Origin of the sequence: Collinsella sp. TM04-29, assembly GCF_003466565.1 — a bacterium.
Lineage (GTDB): Bacteria > Actinomycetota > Coriobacteriia > Coriobacteriales > Coriobacteriaceae > Collinsella.
Window position 1 is genome coordinate 209,754 of the sequence record NZ_QSPW01000002.1, and the last position, 20,276, is coordinate 230,029.

Sequence of the window (20,276 nt, forward strand, 5' to 3'; positions counted from 1 at the left end):
CCGGAGGCTATGCGCCGATGGCGCCGCCGCAGTATTCGCAGCGCCCACTGGCATCGGGAATGGTGGTGGCTCCGCAGAAGGGGCAGGTCACCGCGGTCTTGGGGGCCTTGGCGGCCACGACGCTGTCGCGTGTCTCCTGGCGCAGCTGCACCAGCGCGTCGCGGACCTCGGTTGCCTGGCGCTTGGCCTCGCGGTATTCGATGGAGCCGCGCTGATCGATGGTGGAGTCGTTTACGCGCAGGTTGATCTCGGTAAAGTACGGCGTGTTGACGTGAATGGTCAGATTAAAGTCGTAATCCAGGTCGTAGCGCGGCGGGTTGTAGCTCTCGCGCTCGCCGTCCTCGGTCTCGCGATAGATCTCGGTGCGATGCTCGTCGATATCCATATCGCAGCCGAGTACCTGCGAGAACTCGATGATGTCGGGATTGGCGTCGCGCCAGCGGCTCTGCGAGGTGATGATCAGCAGGCCCGCGTCCTCATCGAGCATGATGTTGGTGCGCCCGGCAGAAAGCGTGCGCGTGGGGTTGAACGACGCCAGGCGCTCGGCGTTGGCCTCGCGGTAGGCGAGTTGCTCACGGATATCGTCCGCGGTGCTGGAGCGATAGCCGTGAAAGTAGGGGGAGAGCTTGCCGGCGCACTCTTTGCACAGGTAGCCTTCATTGATTTTTGTCTTACCTAGAAGTCCCAGCTCGGTACCGCAAATCGCGCACTCTTTCTTCTCGAACATCTTGTCAAAGAAGCCCATGGCTGCCTCCCATCAACTGGTAGCGTGTGTCACTTTTGATGATGGGGGAGTGCGCAGCCTTTCACGATACCCAGACGGCTCAACGAGTCTCCACAACTGGGACACATGGCCCATTTTTCCTACTCATTGGGGACGTACTTAAATGAGTGAAACTACTCATTTAAGTACGTCCCCAATGAGTGCTCGCAGAACGAGAGTGGATAATCTCCCATTTTTGGCCTGCTTGTGGGCTCAAAGTGGGAGATTGTCCACTCTCGTTGTTTGGGTGTCCAAAAATCCCCGCTCGTTTGGCACTTGGGGACGTTCCTTTTGTGCCGGCACCTGGGGACACTCCTTGCCTGGGGGCTACCTCTAAACGGGAGACGGTGTCGGCCGCGCAGGGGGCCGACCGTTCACCGATTAATGCCGACCGTTCGCCAAGCGCGGCCACAATTCCGCTATTAAAGCGATTCAATGACGCTTAAATACTATAAAGAGCTCAGCTTGAGTGCGACTCCCTTCGAGGCATGATCGGGCGGCTCGTCGATTTGCGCCCGCGCATGCACGCCATGCGCCGCCGTAGAACGCCGTTGCCGAAGGGAAGAACTGTGAAGGTCGTCAAGCGAATCAACAACAACGCAGTTATGTGCACCGACTCAAAGGGTCGAAGCGTCGTTGCATTTGGCAAGGGAATCGCCTTCGCTATCGACAAGGAGACGGGCGACCTGCCGCTCGCCGCTATCGAGCGCACCTTCTACAACGTGGACGAACATTACCTGGCGCTTCTCGAAGAGCTATCGCCCCGCGTGCTCGCGGTCTCTGCCGAAATCATTCAAGCCGCCGACCTGGAGCTCCCCTACGAACTCAGTCACAACGCCGTGCTCGCCCTTGCAGACCACATTACTTTTGCCCTGCAGCGCGCCAAGCGCGGCATTACCGTGCAGATGCCGCTCGCCTATGACGTGGCGCAGATGTATCCCATCGAGTACAAGGTGGGCGTTTTTGCCCTCAGGCGTATCTTCGATGGCCTCAATGTGGAGCTTGCAGAGAGCGAGGGCGTGGGGATCGCCATGTGCCTGCTCAACGCGCGTCTGGCGCCCGAGAACGAGGCCGAAACCGACGCCGAGGCCCGCGACGATGAACGTCTCATTGGCGCCATCATCGCAAGGATCGAGAAGACCTACGGAATCGAGGTCGACCGCCACGGCTTTGAGTTTGCACGCTTCGCTACCCATATCCACTATTTGTTTGGGCGCATTCGTACCGGTGAGCCCATGAACACCGACGGCGCGGAGCTTTACGGAACCGTGCGCGGCGAGATGGGCCGTTCGGCTGAGGTTCTCGACTACGCCTGCGTGCTTATCGAGGAACATTTTGGATGCCAGATCAGCGACTCCGAGAAGCTATACGTGCTCATGCACATTCATCGTATCTCGCACCCCCGGGTGTAGATATACCGCAGCAGCGTCGGTTATCGCTGCAGGTAAACCGGCCTGAGGCCGCCGCGAAGCTCCCCATACCCCTTACAAATCGCGGCAGCCGGGCGACGGGTTGTTGAGGGCGCCGTAGAGGTGCCGGCGGGCGGGTCCCGCGAGAAAAGGAGGTCATTATGGCCGACAACAAGAAGATTGCCGAGGACGTGCTTGCAGCCGTCGGCGGCAAGGAGAACGTCTCGGGTGTGACGCACTGCATGACGCGTCTGCGTTTCACGCTCAAGGACAACGGTATCCCCGATACCAATAAGGTCAAGAAGATCAAGGGTGTCATCGGCGCCCAGGAGTCGGGCGGCCAGTACCAGGTCATCATCGGCCAGAACGTGCCCAAGGTCTATGACGAGGTGTGTGCAATGGGCGGCTTTGCCAAGAGCGCCGCAATCGACGAGAACCTCGATGCACCTAAGCAAAAGCTCACGCCCAAGGTGATCGGCAACAACATCCTCAACTACCTGTCCGGCTCCATGGTGGCGTTGATCCCCATCTTGATGGCCGGTGGTCTGTTCAAGTGTATCGGCACGCTCATCGGTCCGCAGGTCTTTAACCTGGTGCCCGAGACCGATCCCACCTACCTGCTGTTCTACACCTACCTGTTTGACGCGGCCATGTACCTGCTGCCGGTCTATCTGGGCTACAGCGCGGCCAAGAAGATCGGTGCGAGTCCGGTGCTCGGCATGTTCTGCGGCGGTATCCTCATCTGCCCCGACATCGTGGCGCTCGCCCAGAGCGGCGAGACCTCGCTCACGGTCTATGGCATCAGCGCTCCGCTGCAGAACTACCAGCAGACCGTCCTGCCGATCTTGCTTTCGGTCTCCGCACTCTACTGGGTCGAGAAGTTTTTTAAGAAGATTGTGCCGGACGTTCTGTCTACCGTCTTTACGCCGTTCTTTACGATGGTCGTTATGGTGCCCATCGAGCTTATCGTGCTTGGCCCTATCGGCAACGAGCTCGGTAACCTGCTCTCCGCCGTCCTCTTTGGTATGGCGGGCACCGGTATCGGCTTCTACATCGCCATGGCCATCGTCGGCGGCCTGTGGCAGCTGTTTGTCCTGACCGGTATGCACATCGCCGTGATCATGCCGGCTCTCGCCACCTTTATGGCGTTGGGCGAGGACAAGTTCATCTTTGTTGCGTCCAACTTTGCCATGATTGCTGTGTGGGGTGCTGTGTTTGGAGCCGCGTTGCGCATTCGCAACAAGGAGGAGAAGGCCCTGACCTTTGGTTATGTCATCTCGGCTATCCTCGGTGGCGTGACCGAGCCCGCGTTGTTTGGCTGCATCATGCTCTTTAAGCGTATGATTCCCTGCATGGTTATCGGCGGCGCCATCTCTGGTCTGCTCGCCGGCATTCTGGGCGTGACGCTGGGCATGCCTGGTGCTAACTCCAACTTCCTGGTGTTCTTGGGCTACCTCACCCCGGGCATGGGCAACCTCATCAACTTTGGCATCTGCTTTGCCGTGGCCTTTATCGTCTCCGCCGTGCTCGCCTTCTTCTTTGGCATCACCGAGGCCGACCAGGCCGAGCTTGACGAGGAGTAACGCTTCCTACAGGTATTTTTCTCCTCTGGGGGACAGTTCAGCGCAAGGGGCACCGCCGGGATATTCCGACGGTGCTCCTTTTTGGCACTTGGACGTTCTTGTCTGACTAGTCATTTAAGTACGTCCCCAATGAGTACCCGTAGAATGAGAGTGGATAATCTCCCGTTTTTGGCCTGCTTGTGGGCTCAAAGTGGGAGATTTCCACTCTCGTCATTTGGGTGTCCAAAAATCCCCGCTCGTTTGGCGCCTGGGGACACTCTTTGTCGAATGTGGGCGTCGCCCTTGCTATGCCACAGTCACGGCGACCTGGGCGTAGCGGCTGCAGGGGCGCTCGGCGCGCGTCTGGACGGTGAGGGTGAGCACAAGGCGGTCGCCGGGTCGCGCGTCGGCGGGCACGATGAAAGCGGTGTCTACCGTGCATTCTTGCCACATCGACAGATCCTGGACGCCTGCATAGCTCGATGGGTCTACGGCCACATCCCAATGTGCATCGAAGCCCTTGCCGTCGGGGTCGACGATGGTCGCTGTAAGGTTGACGCGCTCGCCGGCTGTGGCGCTGCGGTCGGCAGTGACCTCGACAACATGCGCCGGATGCGAGCAGATGGCCGGATCATGGGCACACCATTGCGCGCGGGCGGCAAAGTCTTCCTGATAGGCACGCAGATAGGGATTGAGATTGTCGTCTGCGGGCGTGCCGATGGAGGCAAAACCGGCGGGCGCGTTCGCATCGGGATGCCCATCAAAAAACATGCGTCCCAGCAGCGTATCGAAGCCGCGGTCGTCGATACCGCGCAGGCCAAACGGCAGCAGCGGAATATAGGTCATGCTGTCGCCTTCGGCCATAAAATCGCCGCGCTCAAACTGCATCGCGGGCATGCCTTCCAGGCCCCAATCCAGACGGGCATGCTTGCCAAACTGAAAGCGCTCAGGCTCGTTTTCGTAGACCTTACCATCGCCATAGAGCATATAGCGTGCCATGAGGGGGCCGTTGCCCTGCGTGAGATTCTGCTCGGGCCAGGGAGCCTTAAACAGCGGCAGCGTATCGGGCTGAGCTGTTTTGGCGTCGAAATAGTTGCCATACATATAGGGCGTACGCCAAAAGATGAGCTCGGGAAAGAGCTCGCGCCCATGGTCGAGCCACGAGTTGTCCTGTCCCACGCCATCGGCAACGCCCATCACGCGCACCTTCTGATAGACCTGCTGCTGCACGGCGGGCCACTCGGGCGTGGCGCGATAGCGCTCGGCAATACTCATGAGGGCGCGAACGATCGTATTCATACCACCCCAGCTGAGCAACCATAACGTACGCGGATCATCATCCAGAATCGCCTGCGCAATTACGCGAGACCCCTCAGTTTCCTCAGTCACATCACCCTCAAAGGCAACATTTCCCACAAAGGTGCGCTCGATCATCTGGGCGGGCGTGGGAAACGGCGGCTCACCGGCAGCGGCCGCATTTGCCTGCAACTGCGGCCAAGCCTGGGCATATTCATTACTCCAGAGACTCTCAATCCAATGCTCGGGAAACGGCCGATACTCACGAAGCTCGCCGGCTAGCGGATCGGGCTCATGAGGCACAACAGCCCACTCATAAGAGCGCCGCCCTTTGGTCCGCCAATGCGAATTCACCTCGCCGAGCGTATGAACCCCATCCCCAAGAAAGTGATACTGCGAAGCCGTATACACCACAGCCTGAACATCAAGCAAGTTGAGATACAGAGCCAAATGAACAAGTGAGTTCATATCATCGACTTCCATATCAGTGGTAACAATCACCCGAGTCAACTTCTGGGACATAGGAACAGCTCCAATCAAAATCAATTCAGCCAGTTACGCGCAAGGCAAGACTAAACCCCGGTCCCCGCGATGGGAGGGCTTAGCGGTCGACCCTGGCCGACCACTCCCAGCAGCCCACCGGCTCGCCGTCGATGAGTACGTTGCCCCCGTCGAAGTCTTGATAACACAGGTCGTTGAATTGGTGGATCCACACGCCGTGGTTGAACGTCTTCTTGGCCGAGCCGTCGGCCTCGCGATACACGCCGGTCAGGTCCTCGACATGGCTAAAGTAGGTGAGGTGCACGTTGGCGCCGGCATCGCGCAGGCGCGCCGTGAGCGGCAGCACGGTCTGTTGCGGTGACACAAGCTCGTCGCCCTTGGAGTGCGTAAACCACAGCGGCGTCTTGGCGAGCGCGGCTACGTCCTCGTCCGTGGCGTTGTACCACGGGGCGCAGCAGGGAAGGCCCGCGGCGAAGAAATCGGGGTAGTCGGCGCACAGGCGCAGGGTCATAAAGCCGCCGTTGGAAAGACCGGCGACCACGATGCGGTCGGTGTCGATGCGGTCGGCATGCTCGGCGACAAACTCGTCGATAAGCGCCTTGAGCACGGAGGAGTAGATGCTCTGGTTGGAGCGACCGAGTTGCTCGACGCCGTTGTCCATCCAAAACGTGGGCGACTGCGGCACGAGCACCCAGGCAAAGCCGCCAAAGTAGCGCTGGATCTGCGCCTGGCTGATGGCCGTCACGCGGTTGCCGATATAGGCGCGCGTGGCGCCTTCGCCCTGCGTGGCGCCCTTGCCCTCGCCGGCGCCGTGCAGATACACCACGAGCGGTGCCTTTTGGGGCATGGCCGTGGCCTCGGGCGCAAAGGGGTTGAAGCATGCCGAGTCCTCGGCCTTAAAGCTGGGCTCAAAGAAGCCGTATTCGAGCGCGATACCGTCGACGGCGGTCTTTTGCGTGGCGTTGCTCCAGCCTTTGAGCGCGGGGCAGATATCGCCACGGCAGGTGTCGAAGACCAGGCCGCAGGTGGGATCGTCGCCGTCATTGCCGGGAAGAGCCGCGAGCTGCGTGATGTGCAGCTGGTCATCGAGCATGCGCGAGCCCATGACGCCGCCTTCGATCTTTTTGGTCAGGCGCTGCTCGGCGACCTCGAGTGCCACATGGGTGCCCACGGCGAGCTTACGTCCGTTCTCGTCGCACGGATATGCGGCGAGAATGTCGATGTAACCCACGGAGGGCGCGGCATGGTCGGCGCCGCGCTCCTTGCGCATCAGAACCTCGCCCGAGCGCTCGTGACGCTCTACATATATATGGAAGGTGTTCGTGTCGATGTCGTTGGCGCGCACGGTGCAGGGCAGGTCGAGTAAGACCTTGCTGATCCAGGGGCCAAAGTCGCCCAAGGTGGTGACGGTTGCGTAGGTACACAATTTGAGTTCCATGAGCTGCCTCCCTTGCGCCGCTAGTGGGAAACAAAAGCGGCAATACAATCTAAACATGTTTAGTGTAATCTAGAATTGAAGAATAACCAGATGAACTCGGTAAACGGCAAAATTGAACACGCCATGAACTACTAAACATATGTTTATTAGCTTCTAGCAGGGCTTCTGTTGATGAGTTAACAGGTCATAGAGGTGTTAATCAAAATAAAAGCCCACGTAAAGAGCCATATATCAATAGACAGTCAAAGAGACCATCTCCCACCATTGGAATACGTTCACCCCCGATTTCCTACCGTTCGCCGGACTCTGCACGGTAAAATTGCCACAAATGAGGCGCTCCGTGTAAACTAAAGCTCGTAAACGTTCAGTAAACACTTTGTTTACGACAGCGTATCCAAGGGTCCGGCAACCGTAAGGGGTTATAGTCGCCGGGCCAAAGGCGTGCCTAAGCCCAAGGGGGCTGGCACACGAAGATATGGGGAGGGGTCCCATGGCAGTAGATAACAAGCAGATTGCCACCGATGTCCTCGAGCTCGTGGGCGGTGCGGAGAATGTCACCGTCGCCACCAACTGCATGACGCGCCTGCGTCTGACGCTCAAGGATAACAACAAGGTTGACGTGGAGAAGATCAAGAAGGTCAAGGGTGTTCTGGGTTGCCAGTTCGCCGGCAGCCAGCTCCAGGTCATCATCGGCCAGAACGTGCCCAAGGTGCTCGCCGAGTTCGTCGCCATCTCCGGCGTCAAGCAGGGTGAGGCCGTCAACGAGAACCTCGATGCTCCCAAGGAGAAGTTCGAGCTCAAGAACCTGCCCAATATCATCCTCGACTATCTGTCGGGCTCCATGACCCAGCTCATCCCGCTGCTCATGGCCGGCGGTCTGTTCCGTACCATCGCGGCCGTCCTCGGCCCCACCATGCTCGGTGTGCTCTCGGCCGACGACCCGACCTATACGTTCCTCTACACCACGCTGTACGAGGCCACGTTCACCTTTATCCCCATCTACCTGGGTTATGCCGCGGCTAAGAAGCTCGGCGCCAGCCCCGTGCTCGGCATGCTGCTCGGTGGCGCCCTCATGGCTCCGTCCGTAGTGACGGCTGCCACGCAGGAGGGTGGCGGCATCATCTCCGTCTACGGCATCCAGATCGCTGCTGCCAACTATCAGCAGTCCGTCCTGCCGATCATCCTTTCGGTGCCTGTCCTCTACTTCGTCGAGAAGTTCTTTAAGAAGGTCATGCCCGACGTGCTCTCCACGGTCTTCACGCCGTTTTGCACCATGATCGTTACCATCCCCATCGCCTTCATCGTCCTCGCCCCCATCGGCAACGAGATCGGTACGCTGATCGCTAACGCGCTCTTCGGCCTTGCTGATCTTGGCGGCATCGGTATTCTGATCGTCATGGCCGTCCTCGGCGCCTTCTGGCAGCTCTTCGTGGTCTGCGGCATGCACATGCCCGTCATCCTGCTCGCCCAGGTTCAGATCATCGCTGCCGGTTACGATCCCTTCGTCTTCGTTTCCACCAACTGCGCTATGGCCGCTGTCTGGGGCTGCGCCTTCGGTGCCTTCCTCAAGATGAAGAACCCCGACGAGAAGTCTCTCGCCATCGGTTACGTCATCTCCGCCATCGCCGGCGGCGTCACCGAGCCCGCGCTCTTCGGCATCCTCATGCGCTTCCGTCGCACCATGTTTGGCATGTTCATCGGCGGTGCTATCGGCGCTGTGTTCTCCGGCCTCATGGGTGTTACCTACTACCTCGCAGGCGGTGCCTCCAACTTCCTGGTCTTCACCAACTACCTGCAGGGTGGCCAGATGAACACCGTCTGGGCTATCGTTGGTATGGCAATCTCCTTTGTCATCGCCGCTGCCGTCGTCTTTGCCTGCGGCTTCTCCAAGGAGGAACTCGCCGAGATGGAGGCCTAAGGCCAAACCGTTCGGTCACATATGACCTCACCTACACGACAGGGCCCCGTCAGGCGTAAGCCCGGCGGGGCCCTTCTTGCAAGGTAGACTGATGGAGGCGGGCGAGATTCGCCCGCAAGGGTTTGCCAAGCGGCGGGGGCTTTCGCGCGGGGCTACCGCGAAAGCCCCCGGCGGTTCGCAAATCCTTTATCAAATGAAAGGACATGCAGATGAGTTTGGGAAAGCTGACCGTCAACGGTCGCCAGGACGGCTTTTTGTGCGAGGGCAAACCGTTCTTCTGGTTTGCCGATACGTGCTGGAGCGCTTTTACGAGCATCGCCGAGGACGACTGGGATTACTACCTGACCCGCCGTGCCGAGCAGGGCATGAACGCACTGCAGATCAACACGCTGCCGCAGTGGGATCGCTGCTGCCCCGACCTGGGCATTTGGCCCTATGCCAGCGAGGACGGCGTGCACTTTGATTGGTCCCGTCCCAACCAGGCATATTGGGACCGCGCCGCCGCCATGTGCCGCGCGGCCGTCGAGCACGGCATCCGCCCGGCGCTCGTGCTCATGTGGTGCAACTACGTGCCCGGTACCTGGGGTGCCAAGATCGCCGAGCGTTGCGGTGCCGAGGTTATGCCGCGTGAGGAGGTCCGCGCCCACGTTGCCCGCGTCGTCGAGAACCTGGGCGAGTTCGACCCCGTCTACGTGGTGACGGGCGATACCGACTTTGCCGGCGACGAGGCGATCGCCTATTACGAGGACGCCCTCGACGAGGTCGTCAAGCGCGCGCCCGAGGCACTGCGCACCATGCATATCAACCGCGGTAACCGCACCATTCCGGCGCAGTATCTGGACCGTCTGGACTTTTATATGTTCCAGCCCGGCCACAACTACGAGGGCCAGCCCGAGGCATGGCGTCTGCCGCAGGACTTTATCGCCAACTATCCCAAAAAGCCGATGGTCAACTCCGAGCCTTGCTACGAGCAGATGGGCGCGTCGCGCAACGTGTACTGGCGTTTTACCGCGCAGGATTGCCGCGCGAGCGTATGGTCGTCGATTCTTGCCGGCGCCAGTGCCGGCGTGACCTATGGCGCACACGGCGTGTGGAACTGGCAGACATCGCGCAGCCAGGGTTCGGTCCTGGGCGAGGGCTTTGACATGCCCTTCCGCTGGCAAGAGTGCCTGCAGTTTGCGGGTGTGTGGGACTTTGGCGCGATCGAGCACGTGCTTGCCGCCCTGGGCGCTACGGCTGCCGACGATGCACTTGCCGTGGTTCCGGCGCAGGAGCTCCTCGACGACGCGCGCGAGTCCATCCGTGTGGCGCGCGCTGGCGATCGCATCGTCGCGTACCTGCCGCGTACCACGGCGCTCAAGTTTAAGCTCGACGGCGCGCGTGGCTGGACGGCGACGGTCCTCGACATGGAGGACAAGCGCATCGCAAAGCTGCCCGTCCGTGACAACGGTGACGGCACCGTGCGCGTGGCTCAGCATCCCTTTGAGCACGACGCGCTGGTGATCCTGGCCCCCGGGCGCTAACGGCTCTTCTCCAACATTTACAACCCAGTCCCTTTCATTAGGCTGCGACGGAATGGTTCCTGCATGACGGCTTCAAGCTGCCAAGGGGGAGCCATTCCGTCGCACCCTTTGCTTACTCATTGGGTACTCATTGGGGACGTACTTAAATGAGTGGCAGTTGGGGGATACTCCTTGCCGAGTTGGAGCTTGCGCGCGCCCCTTCTGGGTCATGCGGCTCAAAATCGCGGCGTCATGCGGACGGCTGGGGTCGAATTTGCAACATTTCGAACTTGGCTTCGATATTGAGATTGGTTCTTTATTAAAATGGTGTTCCGGACAACAAAGCGGGTGGGGGTTACCATGAGGGACCTGGGAGACACAACCGCATATTTGCGCCGGGGCATGCGGGAGATTCTGTGCCTAGCGCTGTTCTTCTTCACGTTTTTGGCGTGCGAGTATTTCTTTGATGCGCGCATGGCCGAGTTCGTGCCATCGAGTGAGGTCGTCATCTACGAGAGCATCGTTGTCGGCGCGAGCGTGATTGGCTTTTTCGTGCGCCCATTTCTGTACTATCGCCGTCCCCAGACGATCGATGCGACGAGCGATATTACGGGCGTGCTGTTGGTATCGGCGTTGCTGCTGATGATTATGGCAGTGCGGTTTGAGGTAGTAATTGCCGGCGGCCTGGTGGCGTGCTGCGCCCTGGGCTATTGCGGATCGACCGCCCATGCCAATCTTGCGCGGCGTTTTGCGCAGACGCCCTGCCTGGCGCGCACCGTGGCGGTTTCCTATGCTGTGGGCATTTTGGTGCAGGTGCTCAACCATATGGTGATGCCTGCGGGCATTCCCCAGCAGTCTGTTCTCATTGCCTGTGCGATTGCGCTGGTGGGGCTGCTTCACGGTGTCCGCCGCGCTAAATTGCGTGATGAGCCTGCGCCCGAGTTCGAGGTCGAGATTGCCGAGCTATCGGTCGATGCGTCGGAGCGTGGCGCCAGGTGGCACGATGACCCCGAGGCAAAGGCGGCCTTTCAGGGTGCCGTGGTGCGTCTGACGGTGGCGACCGCTTGCCTCACCGGCGTGTTCGCGGCCCTCAATGCCGGCCTTACGACCTCGCATGCCGCTGGCGCTATCGATCTGGGCGACTGGCCGCGCTTGCTGCTGGTTGTGAGCGCCCTTGCCGCCGGCGTCCTGTATGACCTGCGTGGGCGTTCGTATATGAATATCATCATGACGTGCGCCGCCATGCTGTCCACGCTCTCGTTCTTTGTACTTATCACCGATGGCAACGGTGGCAACACGCTTGCCGCCACGATTATCTTTTACCTTGGCACGGGCTTTTTCGTGGTGTTCTTCACCGCGAAGTTCGCCGCGATTTCGATGTATGCCCGCTGGGCGTATCTGTGGCCGTGCATGGGCCGTGTTATCAACAACGTTTGCTCGATGCTCGTGACGGCTCCGGCAGTGGCGATTATCTCGAGTCAAAACGTGCTGGCGGCAGTGAGCGTCGTGCTCGTGCTGTTTGTCGGCATCGCGATTTCGCTGTTGGGACAGTTTGGACAAGACGGTGAGGGCGAGGCGACGCGCGGCAGGCTGGCGCTTGCCACCGACGATCTTGGCGTGAGCTGTGAGCCCGGCCAGGCCGACACGGTGCCCCTGGAGGCGCCGGAGCTTTCGTTTGACGATCGGCTCGATGGCTTCGTTGCCGCCTTTGGGCTCACCAAGCGCGAGCGCGATGTTCTGGAGGCACTGGTCGTTTCGGACGACAGCGTGCAGGACGTGGCGGCGGCACTCTTCCTTTCGCGTTCCACGCTCTATCGCCACATCGCTTCGATTAACAAAAAGACAGGTGCCTCCTCGCGCGTAGCCCTCATCAACTTCTTCTGGTCCTGGACACCCCAAGACTAGCTAACCACCACAAAGGGGACAGGCACCTTTGTGGTGGTTTTTTACCTGCAAAAATATGAATATGAGACATTTGTCACCTGCCGTTTTGGTGCTCAAAGGCATATGAATGTGATGCTGAGCAGAGCAGAACGGAGGGGGTGCACCTATGGCGTCTCGGGGTTGCGCGTCTAATAAAATTGCGGGCGCGCTTATCGCCGTGGTGGTCTTTGCCGCGGCGGTGACACTCATGCGAGTTTACGTTGCCGGCGACCATGGCGCTCAGGGAAAGACTGCCGCGCAAGTGTCGCTCAACGATTGCGCTGTCGTTCCGGTGGCGGTCAAGCTTATCGAGGACGGGGAGGCGCGGACGGCCTATGAGACCGACGATGCCGAACTGGTCGCATCGACTTTTGCCGCGCTCGATGGCTGCACCGTGGGGGATGCGGTGGATGAGCGGACGAGCGATGCCGGCCGAACGCTCGTCTTTGTCTATGCGGATGGCTCGGAGCAATCGGTAGAACTTGAGGGCAAAAACATCGTGCTCGATAAGACGGCGTATCGACTTAACGGTGCCGATGAGTTATGGCGGCAGCTTGCCGCAATCAAAAACAGCTAACGAAATTAGGGATGTACGGGATGAGTGACTTGAGATTCTGCCCGGCGTGCGGGGCGCAGCTGCCTCGGGTCGCCGGCGTGCCGGTGCGATTTTGCCCGGGGTGCGGCGTCAGACTTGAGGGCGTTGTGGGCTACTCGGGCGCCGTGGGGGCTACAGATGGGGCGACTGCCGATGACGATGCGGACGAAGGCGGCGACCCGAGTGTGGACGCGCCGGCCGATGCGCCGGTGGAGACTGCCGGCGTCGCGTCGTCTCGTGACGCAGCCACGACGGATGCGCCTCACATCGGTGACCTTGAGCTTCATGCCGCATGCGATACCTCTGGCGGCCAGGCACTCGCGCAGGTGGTGCTGCCGCGGGACTGGCATATCGAAGAAGCGCATCTTGAGCGCAGCGGCAGTTTCGACTGCCCGATTTCGGTTGGCGTGACGGCGGCGGGTCCGATGGGTGAGCGGATTATGTACCGCTCCGAGCTCTGCTACGTGGATGCGGGCGCCGTTGCCAAGCGTATCCCCACGCAAACCGAACGCAAGGTGTTTGTGCACGTGGAGGCAGCTTGCGACGAGCTGGCTCAGGCCTGTGCAGCACGGCTGGGCGCGCGGGCAGAGGTTGTTGCCGAGCAACCGTACCCATCGAGCGCGGCGGTCGATATCGAGCGCGAGCGTGCCCGCGTAAAGCGCGAGGCGGCAAACGACTTTGCAATCCAGGGCTTTTCGATGGAACCGAGTGATGTGGTCTATGAGTGCCGCATGCGTCGATATCGGCTCACGGGCGCTCCAGTGCCCACCGAGCTCGCGGTGGCGGCCAAAGTCGAGGGCTATATGTTTTCAATCGGCGGCGTCGCGGGTTCTATGGGTAAAGGTGTTGCCGCTGGGGCCGAGGCGCTGCTGGGCGCGGGCCTTTCGAGTGGGCTGATCGGCGGTGTTTTGGGCAAGCGCCTGCGCGAGCGCCAGGCGGCGGCAGCGGCGGGACAGGGCGTCGCGCAAGAACAGCCCACGGGTCGAGGCGGTTGCCCGGACGGAGCGTCGTTCGAGCTGGGTGCGGCCGACCTGCTGCAGTGGCGTATCAGGGACAGCTTCTGTTTGGTTGCGCCAGAAGGTCGCCTGGACGAGGCGGCCTCCACGGCGCTTGCATCAATGGCGTCGACTCTGCGGCTCAATCCGGCGATTGCACGCGAGGCGTCAGCTCAAAAGCAACAGATGGTGCTTGAGCAGCGCCAACGCACGCAGATGAACATTGCCCAGCAGCAACAGCAGTTTGCAGCCTGGCAACAGATGCATGCCTGGCAACAGGCGGCGTTCGACAGCTACCAGCAGGCGTGGTTCGATCGCAGCGACCGTCAGCACGCCGCGAATATGGCTGCCAGCGCCGCCAATTTTTCCAGCGCGGGCGTGGGGACGGGCGCCGCCTCGTATTCCGATGCCATTCGCGGGGTCAACCATTACGCCAGACCCGACGGCACCGATGTCGAGGTCTCGGTGATGGCCGACCAGGCCTGGGTCAACGGTTCGGGCGATGTGATCGGTACACGCGATGGTTTTGAACCCGGTTTTGGCTGGACGGAGCTGCCTCGTCAATAGCGTGAGGCGGGTTATGTGTGAATCGATGCCGGATGTGTTTCTCGGCATGGTGATAAAGAACGGGAAAGGAACAATGATGAGGGAGACGGTACTTTCGCGCACGGCATTTGTCGCGGCGGCGGGAACGGCGCTGCTGACGCTTGTGGGGTGCGGCGGACAGCGGACGCAGGATGCGACGGGTTTTAACGACGACCGCCCGGTAAAGGACAAGATGGATGCGGGTGCGACGTCGGGCGATTCCGGCGACGCGGACAGCGGCTCGGCGGATGCGTTCGATACGTGGTCGGATGATTGCTGGGATGCGCACCGCAACATCAGCATCGCGGCGCTCCTCGAGCTTAAGGGCTGGCAGTTGCAGGAGTTTGCCTCGCAGCAGGGCTATGCCTGGCAAGACGCGCTCGAGATGTACGAGGACGAGGCGGGACACGTGCTCAGCGTCTGCAATATCAGCAAGGACGGCGCGACCGAATGGCTCGGCGAGGACGAAATCGGAAAGCTCGACAAGGGCGGCACCGGAAGCACCGTGATGTTCACGCTGCAACTTTCGGGCTATTCGAGCTGCGAGGATGTTATCGCGGGCTTTTCCGTGCCGGTCGAGGACCGGGCGCAGATTACTTCGGGCTCATGGATCGCGTGCGTATACGGTTCCAACATGGCGCGGCACGTTGCCATGGCGAGTCCGATGGAAAACGGTGACTACCGCTTGGATCTCATTACCGAGGAGGCTATCAAGACCGGTAGGTTTACCCAGGGCGGCGGTGCTCCGACGATAGACGAATTTTGGCAGGAAAAGACTGGACGCGCGCTCGGCTAGGTGCGACGTGGCCAATACCATAGCGAGGAACGAACATGATGAATGAAGTGACGATGAACCGTGCGGCCTTTGTGGCAGGCGCGGGTGCGCTGGCTTGTGCGCTGGCTGGCTGCTCGGGCGGATTGGGCGGCGCGGGCGGTGCCAAGAAGGCGACCACGGCGGACGCCGCCTGTGTAGACGACAACGCCAACGTGACGGTCTATGCTGCGATCAACTTGGACGGCGCCGACCTGGTGCGCCTGCTCAAGCATCAAAACTATGAGTGGCAAGGCGAGAGCGTGGGCTACGGTGCCGCCGATGACGCGGGACTTTTCGCTTTTACCTTTTCTAAGATTTCGGATGACGTGGACGAACTTGCGAACAGCGCGATACCGCTTTCGGAGTCCGAGTACGAGGAACTTGAGCCGGGCGGCGGAGACGATAGCGTGGCGATTTTGCTCTCGGTGGGCGGCTATACGACGGGCAATCGTGCGCTCACCGGCGCAATCGGCGATGCGGCGATAGTGCAGGAGAAGTGCACAATCGACGATTCCGTGTATTGGCTGGTCAAGGCACTCGACGGCAGCCGTTACGTGATTTCGGCCTACGACACCGAAGATGATGGCGACAGCGCGCATGACATCTATATCTATAGTGAGTCTTTTATTCACACCGGTTATCTGAGCGGCGGCGACCAAATCGATATTGACGAACTCTGGAGCCGCCTGACCAATGCCTCGTAGCGCACCAAAACCACCATAAAGGGGGCAGGCGCCTTTGTGGTGGTTTTGCCCTTGGGCTGTCTACTGTGGCGGCTCACCGTGCTAAAGCAGCTCACCGTGGCGGGCGATGTAGCGGCGCTTGGCCAGCTGGGTGAGCGCGATGTAGGCAGCGACAATGCCGATGAGCAGCGCGAAGAAGATTGGCGGCAGCGGCATGAGACCCAGCGCATCGGCGATGGGGCTTGCCGGCAGCCAGGTGACGAGCGCCAGGCCCAGCACGGTGAGGACGCACAGCGCGGGCGCGGCGTGGTCGCGCGGGCTCGGCAGGCACGGGGAGCGCAGCATATGGATCACGAGCGTCTGCGACCACATGGACTCGACAAACCAACCGCTCTGGAAGAGCGCCGTAAAGGCCGCCATGCCTGCGACGTCGCCTATAGCGGCAAGCTCTGCCCAGCTTGCGCCCACGGCGGCGGGGCACACCACAAAGAAGAGCGCGGCGAAAGTCGCGATATCAAACAGTGAGCTCACGGGGCCCAGCTCGAGCATAAAGCCCTTGATGGACGCGGCGTCCCAAGCACGCGGACGGGCAGTCCAGGCGTCGTCGACGGTGTCCCACGGCAGCGCGATGCACACGATCTCGTAGACCAGCGACAGCAGCACCAACTGCAGAGCGCTCATGGGCAAGAATGGCAAGAACAGGCTCGCGACGGTCACGGATAGCACGTTGCCAAAGTTGGAGCTCACCGTGGTCTTGAGGTACTTGAGCAGGTTGCCGTAGGTGCGGCGGCCTTCGATGATGCCGCGCTCGAGCACGCCCAGGTCTTTCTGGAGCAAGATGATATCGGCGGATTCCTTGGCGATGTCGACGGCCGAATCGACCGAGATGCCGCAGTCGCTCGCACGCATGGCGGCGGCGTCGTTGATGCCGTCGCCCATAAAGCCCACGGTGTGGTCGAGCGGCTCACGCATGACGCGCACCAGACGCGCCTTCTGCAGCGGCGAGAGCTTGGCGAAGAGGTGGGTGTTCTCGGCGCGTTCGGCAAGCTCGGCGTCGTCGAGCGCATCGATCTCGGAGCCGAGCAAGACGTTGCTCGCGTCGATGCCGATCTGCTCGCAAACGGTGGCGGCGACACGGTCGTTGTCGCCGGTCAGAACCTTGACCGCCACGCCCTTGGCTTCGAGGGTAGCGACGGCGCCCGCGGCACTTGCTTTGGGCGGATCGAGGAAGGCCAAAAAGCCCATCAGCACCATGTCGCACTCGTCAGCGATGCCAAACTCGCCCACGCAGCGCGGATTGGTCTTCTGCGCCACGGCAATCACGCGCAGGCCCTCGGCGTTGAGCCCGGCGACCTGCTTGCGAATCTGGGCGAGCTTGTCTTCGGTGAGCGGCTGGGCGGCGCCATCGACCTCGATAAAGGAGCAGATCTCGAGCATTTCCTCGGCAGCTCCCTTGGTAACCATCTGGGTTTTGCCCTGGGCGTCGGCGACAACGACGCTCAGGCGACGGCGCGAGAAATCGAAGGGCACCTCGTCGATCTTGGTATAGCGGTCGCGCAGGCTCTGGCCCAGCATGGAGCCGGGTGCTGTGGCCGAGGGCGTCACGTCGGCGCGGTCGATGACGGCCAGGTCGATAAGGTTCTTGAGGCCGGTCTGGAAGAAGCTGTTCAAAAACGCATGGCGCAGTACGCGCACGTCCTCGTTGCCGTCGGTGTTGAGGTAGCGCTCGAGCACGATACGGTCTTCGGTGAGGGTGCCGGTCTTGTCGCAGCACAGGACGTCCATCGCGCCGAGGTTTTGGATCGCCGGCAGCTCCTTGACGATAACCTGGCGGCGGGCGAGGTCCTTGGCGCCCTGCGACAGGCTCGTGGTCACGATGACGGGAAGCATCTGCGGCGTGATGCCCACGGCCACGCTCGTGGCGAACAACAGCGCATCGATGACGTTGCCCTTGGTGGCGGCGTTGATGGCAAAGACCGCCGGCGCCATAACGAGCATGAGGCGCACGAGCAGCATGGAGACGCTCGAGACGCCGCGGTCAAACGCGCTCTTCTCGCCGCGCCCGTTGAGCATCTTGGCGATGCCGCCCAGGTAGGTGTCCGAGCCGGTGGCAACGACAAGCGCCATGGCGGTGCCGTTTTGCACGGAGGTGCCGGTAAAGACGATGTTCTTGCAGGCAGAGAGTGGTAGCGCGGAGCCGTCGGCACCCTCGACGACGGTGATGGCAGCGGTCTTCTCGACGGCCTCGCTCTCGCCGGTGAGTGCGGACTCGATCACAAACAGGTCGCGCGCGGTGATGATACGGGCATCTGCCGGCACCATGTCGCCGGCAGAGAGGCGGATCACATCGCCGGGGACGAGCTCGTCGAAGGGGATCTCGACGCGCTCGCCGTCGCGCAGGGCACAGCAGGTGTTGGAGACCAGGTCCTTAAGGGCCTCGGCCGCATTGCCGCTGCGGGCTTCCTGGATAAACTTCATGCCGCCCGATACCAGCAGCATGATGCCGATGACGATGACCGTGGAGGGGTCACGCTGCAGCTCGGGCACGGCGAGCACGTCGATGTAGAGCGAGACCAGTGCGAGGGCGGCGAGGATACCAGCGAAGGGATCGACGAACGCGTCGGCGATGCGGCGGGCGAGCGTCTTGGTCGGCGCTTCGATGGTGTTGGGGCCGACGGCGCTCAGGCGCTCGGCGGCGTGCTCGGCGGTGAGGCCGTCGGCTATGGCGTCGAGCAGCACGAGGGCATCCTCGGCGCTATGGGTGGCGGCGAATATGGTGTTCTTGGACATGCCGGTATGAGCGGCGGGGCGCGCCGTGTGGCGGCGCTTGGAGATGGCTTCGAGTACCGTGGCGGTTTTGAGCATCAGCATAGGGTCCTCCTTGTTGAAGGGAGTTAGCGTACGTGTCGTATGTGCTTCAAAAAACCTAGATGTCGCTCACGTCATGCTTTCGAACCGCCACAAAGGGACAGGCACCTTTGTGGTGGTTTTGACGATCGGCTGTTGGCGCTTATGCGTGCGCGGAATCCTCGCGGCGTGCCGAGGGCGACATGCAGGTTTTTCGACTATGACTGCCTTCCATGGCACACCTCCTTAAGGCCGGGCGCGGCGCGCTTTGGGTATCTCGTACCCGTTACAATCCGCCCGTATTCTTGATGAGGGGGTTTGCCGTGTCAACCCCAATGTTTGGAAAACCATTGCCCCTGACAAAGCCTTTACAGAATGCCGAGGCCCCAAAGCGCGCCCGCAACGCGCCCTGCCTGCGCTAAACTGGAAGGCACGTACGCGATTACGAGAGGAGCCCGCATGGAGGCTTACAAGCAAGAGTTCATCAAGTTCATGGTTGAGTCCGACGTTCTTAAATTCGGCAGCTTTACGCTCAAGAGCGGCCGTCAGTCCCCGTTCTTTATGAACGCCGGCGCCTATGTGACGGGCTATCAGCTCAAAAAGCTGGGCGAGTATTACGCCCAGGCCATCCACGATAACTTTGGCGACGACTTTGACGTGCTGTTTGGACCGGCCTACAAGGGTATTCCGCTGGCCGTCGTGACCGCAATTGCCTACCACGAGCTGTACGGCAAGGAGGTCAAGTACTGCTGCGATCGCAAGGAGGCCAAGGACCACGGCGCCGACAAGGGCAACCTGCTGGGCTACGAGCCCCAGGACGGCGACCGCGTGGTCATGGTCGAGGACGTCACCACCAGCGGTAAGTCCATCGACGAGACTTATCCCAAGGTCAAGGCTGCTGCCGATGTCGAGATCAAGGGCCTCATCGTGTCCCTCAACCGCATGGAGGTCGGCAAGGGTGGCGTGACCACCGCGCAGAAGGAGATCGAGGCCAAGTACGGTTTCCCCGTCGCGAGCATCGTCTCCATGGCCGAGGTCGTCGAGACCCTCTACAACCACGAGATCGACGGCAAGGTCGTCATCGATGACGAGCTCAAGGCCGCTATCGACGCCTACTACGAGCAGTACGGAGCTCGTTAGTTACGGCGTTTTACCAAACGCCGTAACGGCTCGACGCTGCGCGGGCCGCATTTGGACAATCTGACGTTCAACTTCAAGGGCGCGACCAGAAGGTCAGCGCCCTTTCGTTTCACGTCACCTTGTCTCAAATGCGACCCGCTCGCTGTCGTTGCCAAGACATCGGCACTCCCGTTGCTGGCAAGGGGCGGCACTTGGGGACGTTCCTTTTCTGCCGGCAGTTTGGGACACTCCTTGTTGGGGTGGTCATTGGGGACGTTCTTAAATGACTGCTCGAGATGAGCGTCCAAAAATCCGCGCTCGTTCGA

At 60.9% G+C, this 20,276-nt stretch carries 14 protein-coding genes; 10 read left to right on the forward strand and 4 right to left on the reverse strand.

The genetic code is table 11. The features are described from left to right. Positions 1-7: 7 nt before the first annotated feature. Positions 8-745 carry a DUF4428 domain-containing protein gene (locus DXD39_RS06465; RefSeq protein ID WP_117758603.1) on the reverse strand — a complete coding sequence of 246 codons (738 nt, stop codon included), beginning with the start codon at positions 743-745 and terminating at the stop codon, positions 8-10. 587 nt (positions 746-1,332) lie between these two features. Between DXD39_RS06465 and DXD39_RS06470 the strand changes: the two genes are divergently transcribed. Further along, positions 1,333-2,175, forward strand: a complete 843-nt coding sequence (locus tag DXD39_RS06470; protein WP_158565464.1) for a PRD domain-containing protein — start codon at positions 1,333-1,335, stop codon at positions 2,173-2,175. 158 nt (positions 2,176-2,333) lie between these two features. Beyond that, complete coding sequence (locus DXD39_RS06475; protein WP_117803532.1) at positions 2,334-3,755, forward strand: PTS transporter subunit EIIC; 1,422 nt, start codon at positions 2,334-2,336, stop codon at positions 3,753-3,755. Positions 3,756-4,040: 285 nt separating this feature from the next. Here the strand turns inward: DXD39_RS06475 and DXD39_RS06480 are convergent, their stop codons facing one another. Continuing rightward, positions 4,041-5,552 carry a nucleoside hydrolase-like domain-containing protein gene (locus DXD39_RS06480; protein ID WP_117803533.1) on the reverse strand — a complete coding sequence of 504 codons (1,512 nt, stop codon included), beginning with the start codon at positions 5,550-5,552 and terminating at the stop codon, positions 4,041-4,043. 79 nt (positions 5,553-5,631) lie between these two features. Next, positions 5,632-6,969 carry a prolyl oligopeptidase family serine peptidase gene (locus DXD39_RS06485; RefSeq protein ID WP_117803534.1) on the reverse strand — a complete coding sequence of 446 codons (1,338 nt, stop codon included), beginning with the start codon at positions 6,967-6,969 and terminating at the stop codon, positions 5,632-5,634. A 490-nt stretch (positions 6,970-7,459) separates the two neighbouring features. Here DXD39_RS06485 and DXD39_RS06490 point away from each other — a divergent pair, with 490 nt between their 5' ends. From DXD39_RS06490 to DXD39_RS06520, 7 genes are all read left to right on the forward strand, one after another. After that, positions 7,460-8,887, forward strand: coding sequence for a PTS transporter subunit EIIC (locus tag DXD39_RS06490; RefSeq protein ID WP_117803535.1), 1,428 nt, complete (start codon positions 7,460-7,462; stop codon positions 8,885-8,887). 209 nt (positions 8,888-9,096) lie between these two features. Next, positions 9,097-10,410: a DUF4038 domain-containing protein gene (locus tag DXD39_RS06495; protein WP_117803536.1), complete on the forward strand. Its 1,314-nt coding sequence runs from the start codon at positions 9,097-9,099 to the stop codon at positions 10,408-10,410. Positions 10,411-10,791: 381 nt separating this feature from the next. Next, on the forward strand, positions 10,792-12,294 hold the full coding sequence (locus DXD39_RS06500; RefSeq protein WP_158565466.1) for a helix-turn-helix transcriptional regulator: 1,503 nt from the start codon (positions 10,792-10,794) through the stop codon (positions 12,292-12,294). 145 nt (positions 12,295-12,439) lie between these two features. Next, complete coding sequence (locus tag DXD39_RS06505) at positions 12,440-12,889, forward strand: hypothetical protein (protein ID WP_117803538.1); 450 nt, start codon at positions 12,440-12,442, stop codon at positions 12,887-12,889. Positions 12,890-12,909: 20 nt separating this feature from the next. Then, positions 12,910-14,469 carry a zinc ribbon domain-containing protein gene (locus DXD39_RS06510; protein WP_147347899.1) on the forward strand — a complete coding sequence of 520 codons (1,560 nt, stop codon included), beginning with the start codon at positions 12,910-12,912 and terminating at the stop codon, positions 14,467-14,469. 76 nt (positions 14,470-14,545) lie between these two features. After that, entirely contained in the window at positions 14,546-15,283 is a 738-nt protein-coding gene (locus tag DXD39_RS06515) for a hypothetical protein (RefSeq protein WP_117803540.1), read from the forward strand. A gap of 35 nt (positions 15,284-15,318) precedes the next feature. After that, a complete protein-coding gene (locus tag DXD39_RS06520; RefSeq protein WP_117634529.1) occupies positions 15,319-16,005 on the forward strand; it encodes a hypothetical protein in 687 nt (228 codons plus the stop codon). An 81-nt stretch (positions 16,006-16,086) separates the two neighbouring features. On the opposite strand, the gene mgtA is transcribed toward DXD39_RS06520, so the two are convergent. Then, the gene (mgtA, locus tag DXD39_RS06525; RefSeq protein WP_117803541.1) at positions 16,087-18,855 is read right to left on the reverse strand and encodes a magnesium-translocating P-type ATPase; all 2,769 of its coding nucleotides are present in this window, start codon (positions 18,853-18,855) and stop codon (positions 16,087-16,089) included. A 435-nt stretch (positions 18,856-19,290) separates the two neighbouring features. Here mgtA and pyrE point away from each other — a divergent pair, with 435 nt between their 5' ends. Further along, the gene (pyrE, locus tag DXD39_RS06530; RefSeq protein ID WP_089573524.1) at positions 19,291-19,971 is read left to right on the forward strand and encodes an orotate phosphoribosyltransferase; all 681 of its coding nucleotides are present in this window, start codon (positions 19,291-19,293) and stop codon (positions 19,969-19,971) included. Positions 19,972-20,276: the final 305 nt, after the last annotated feature.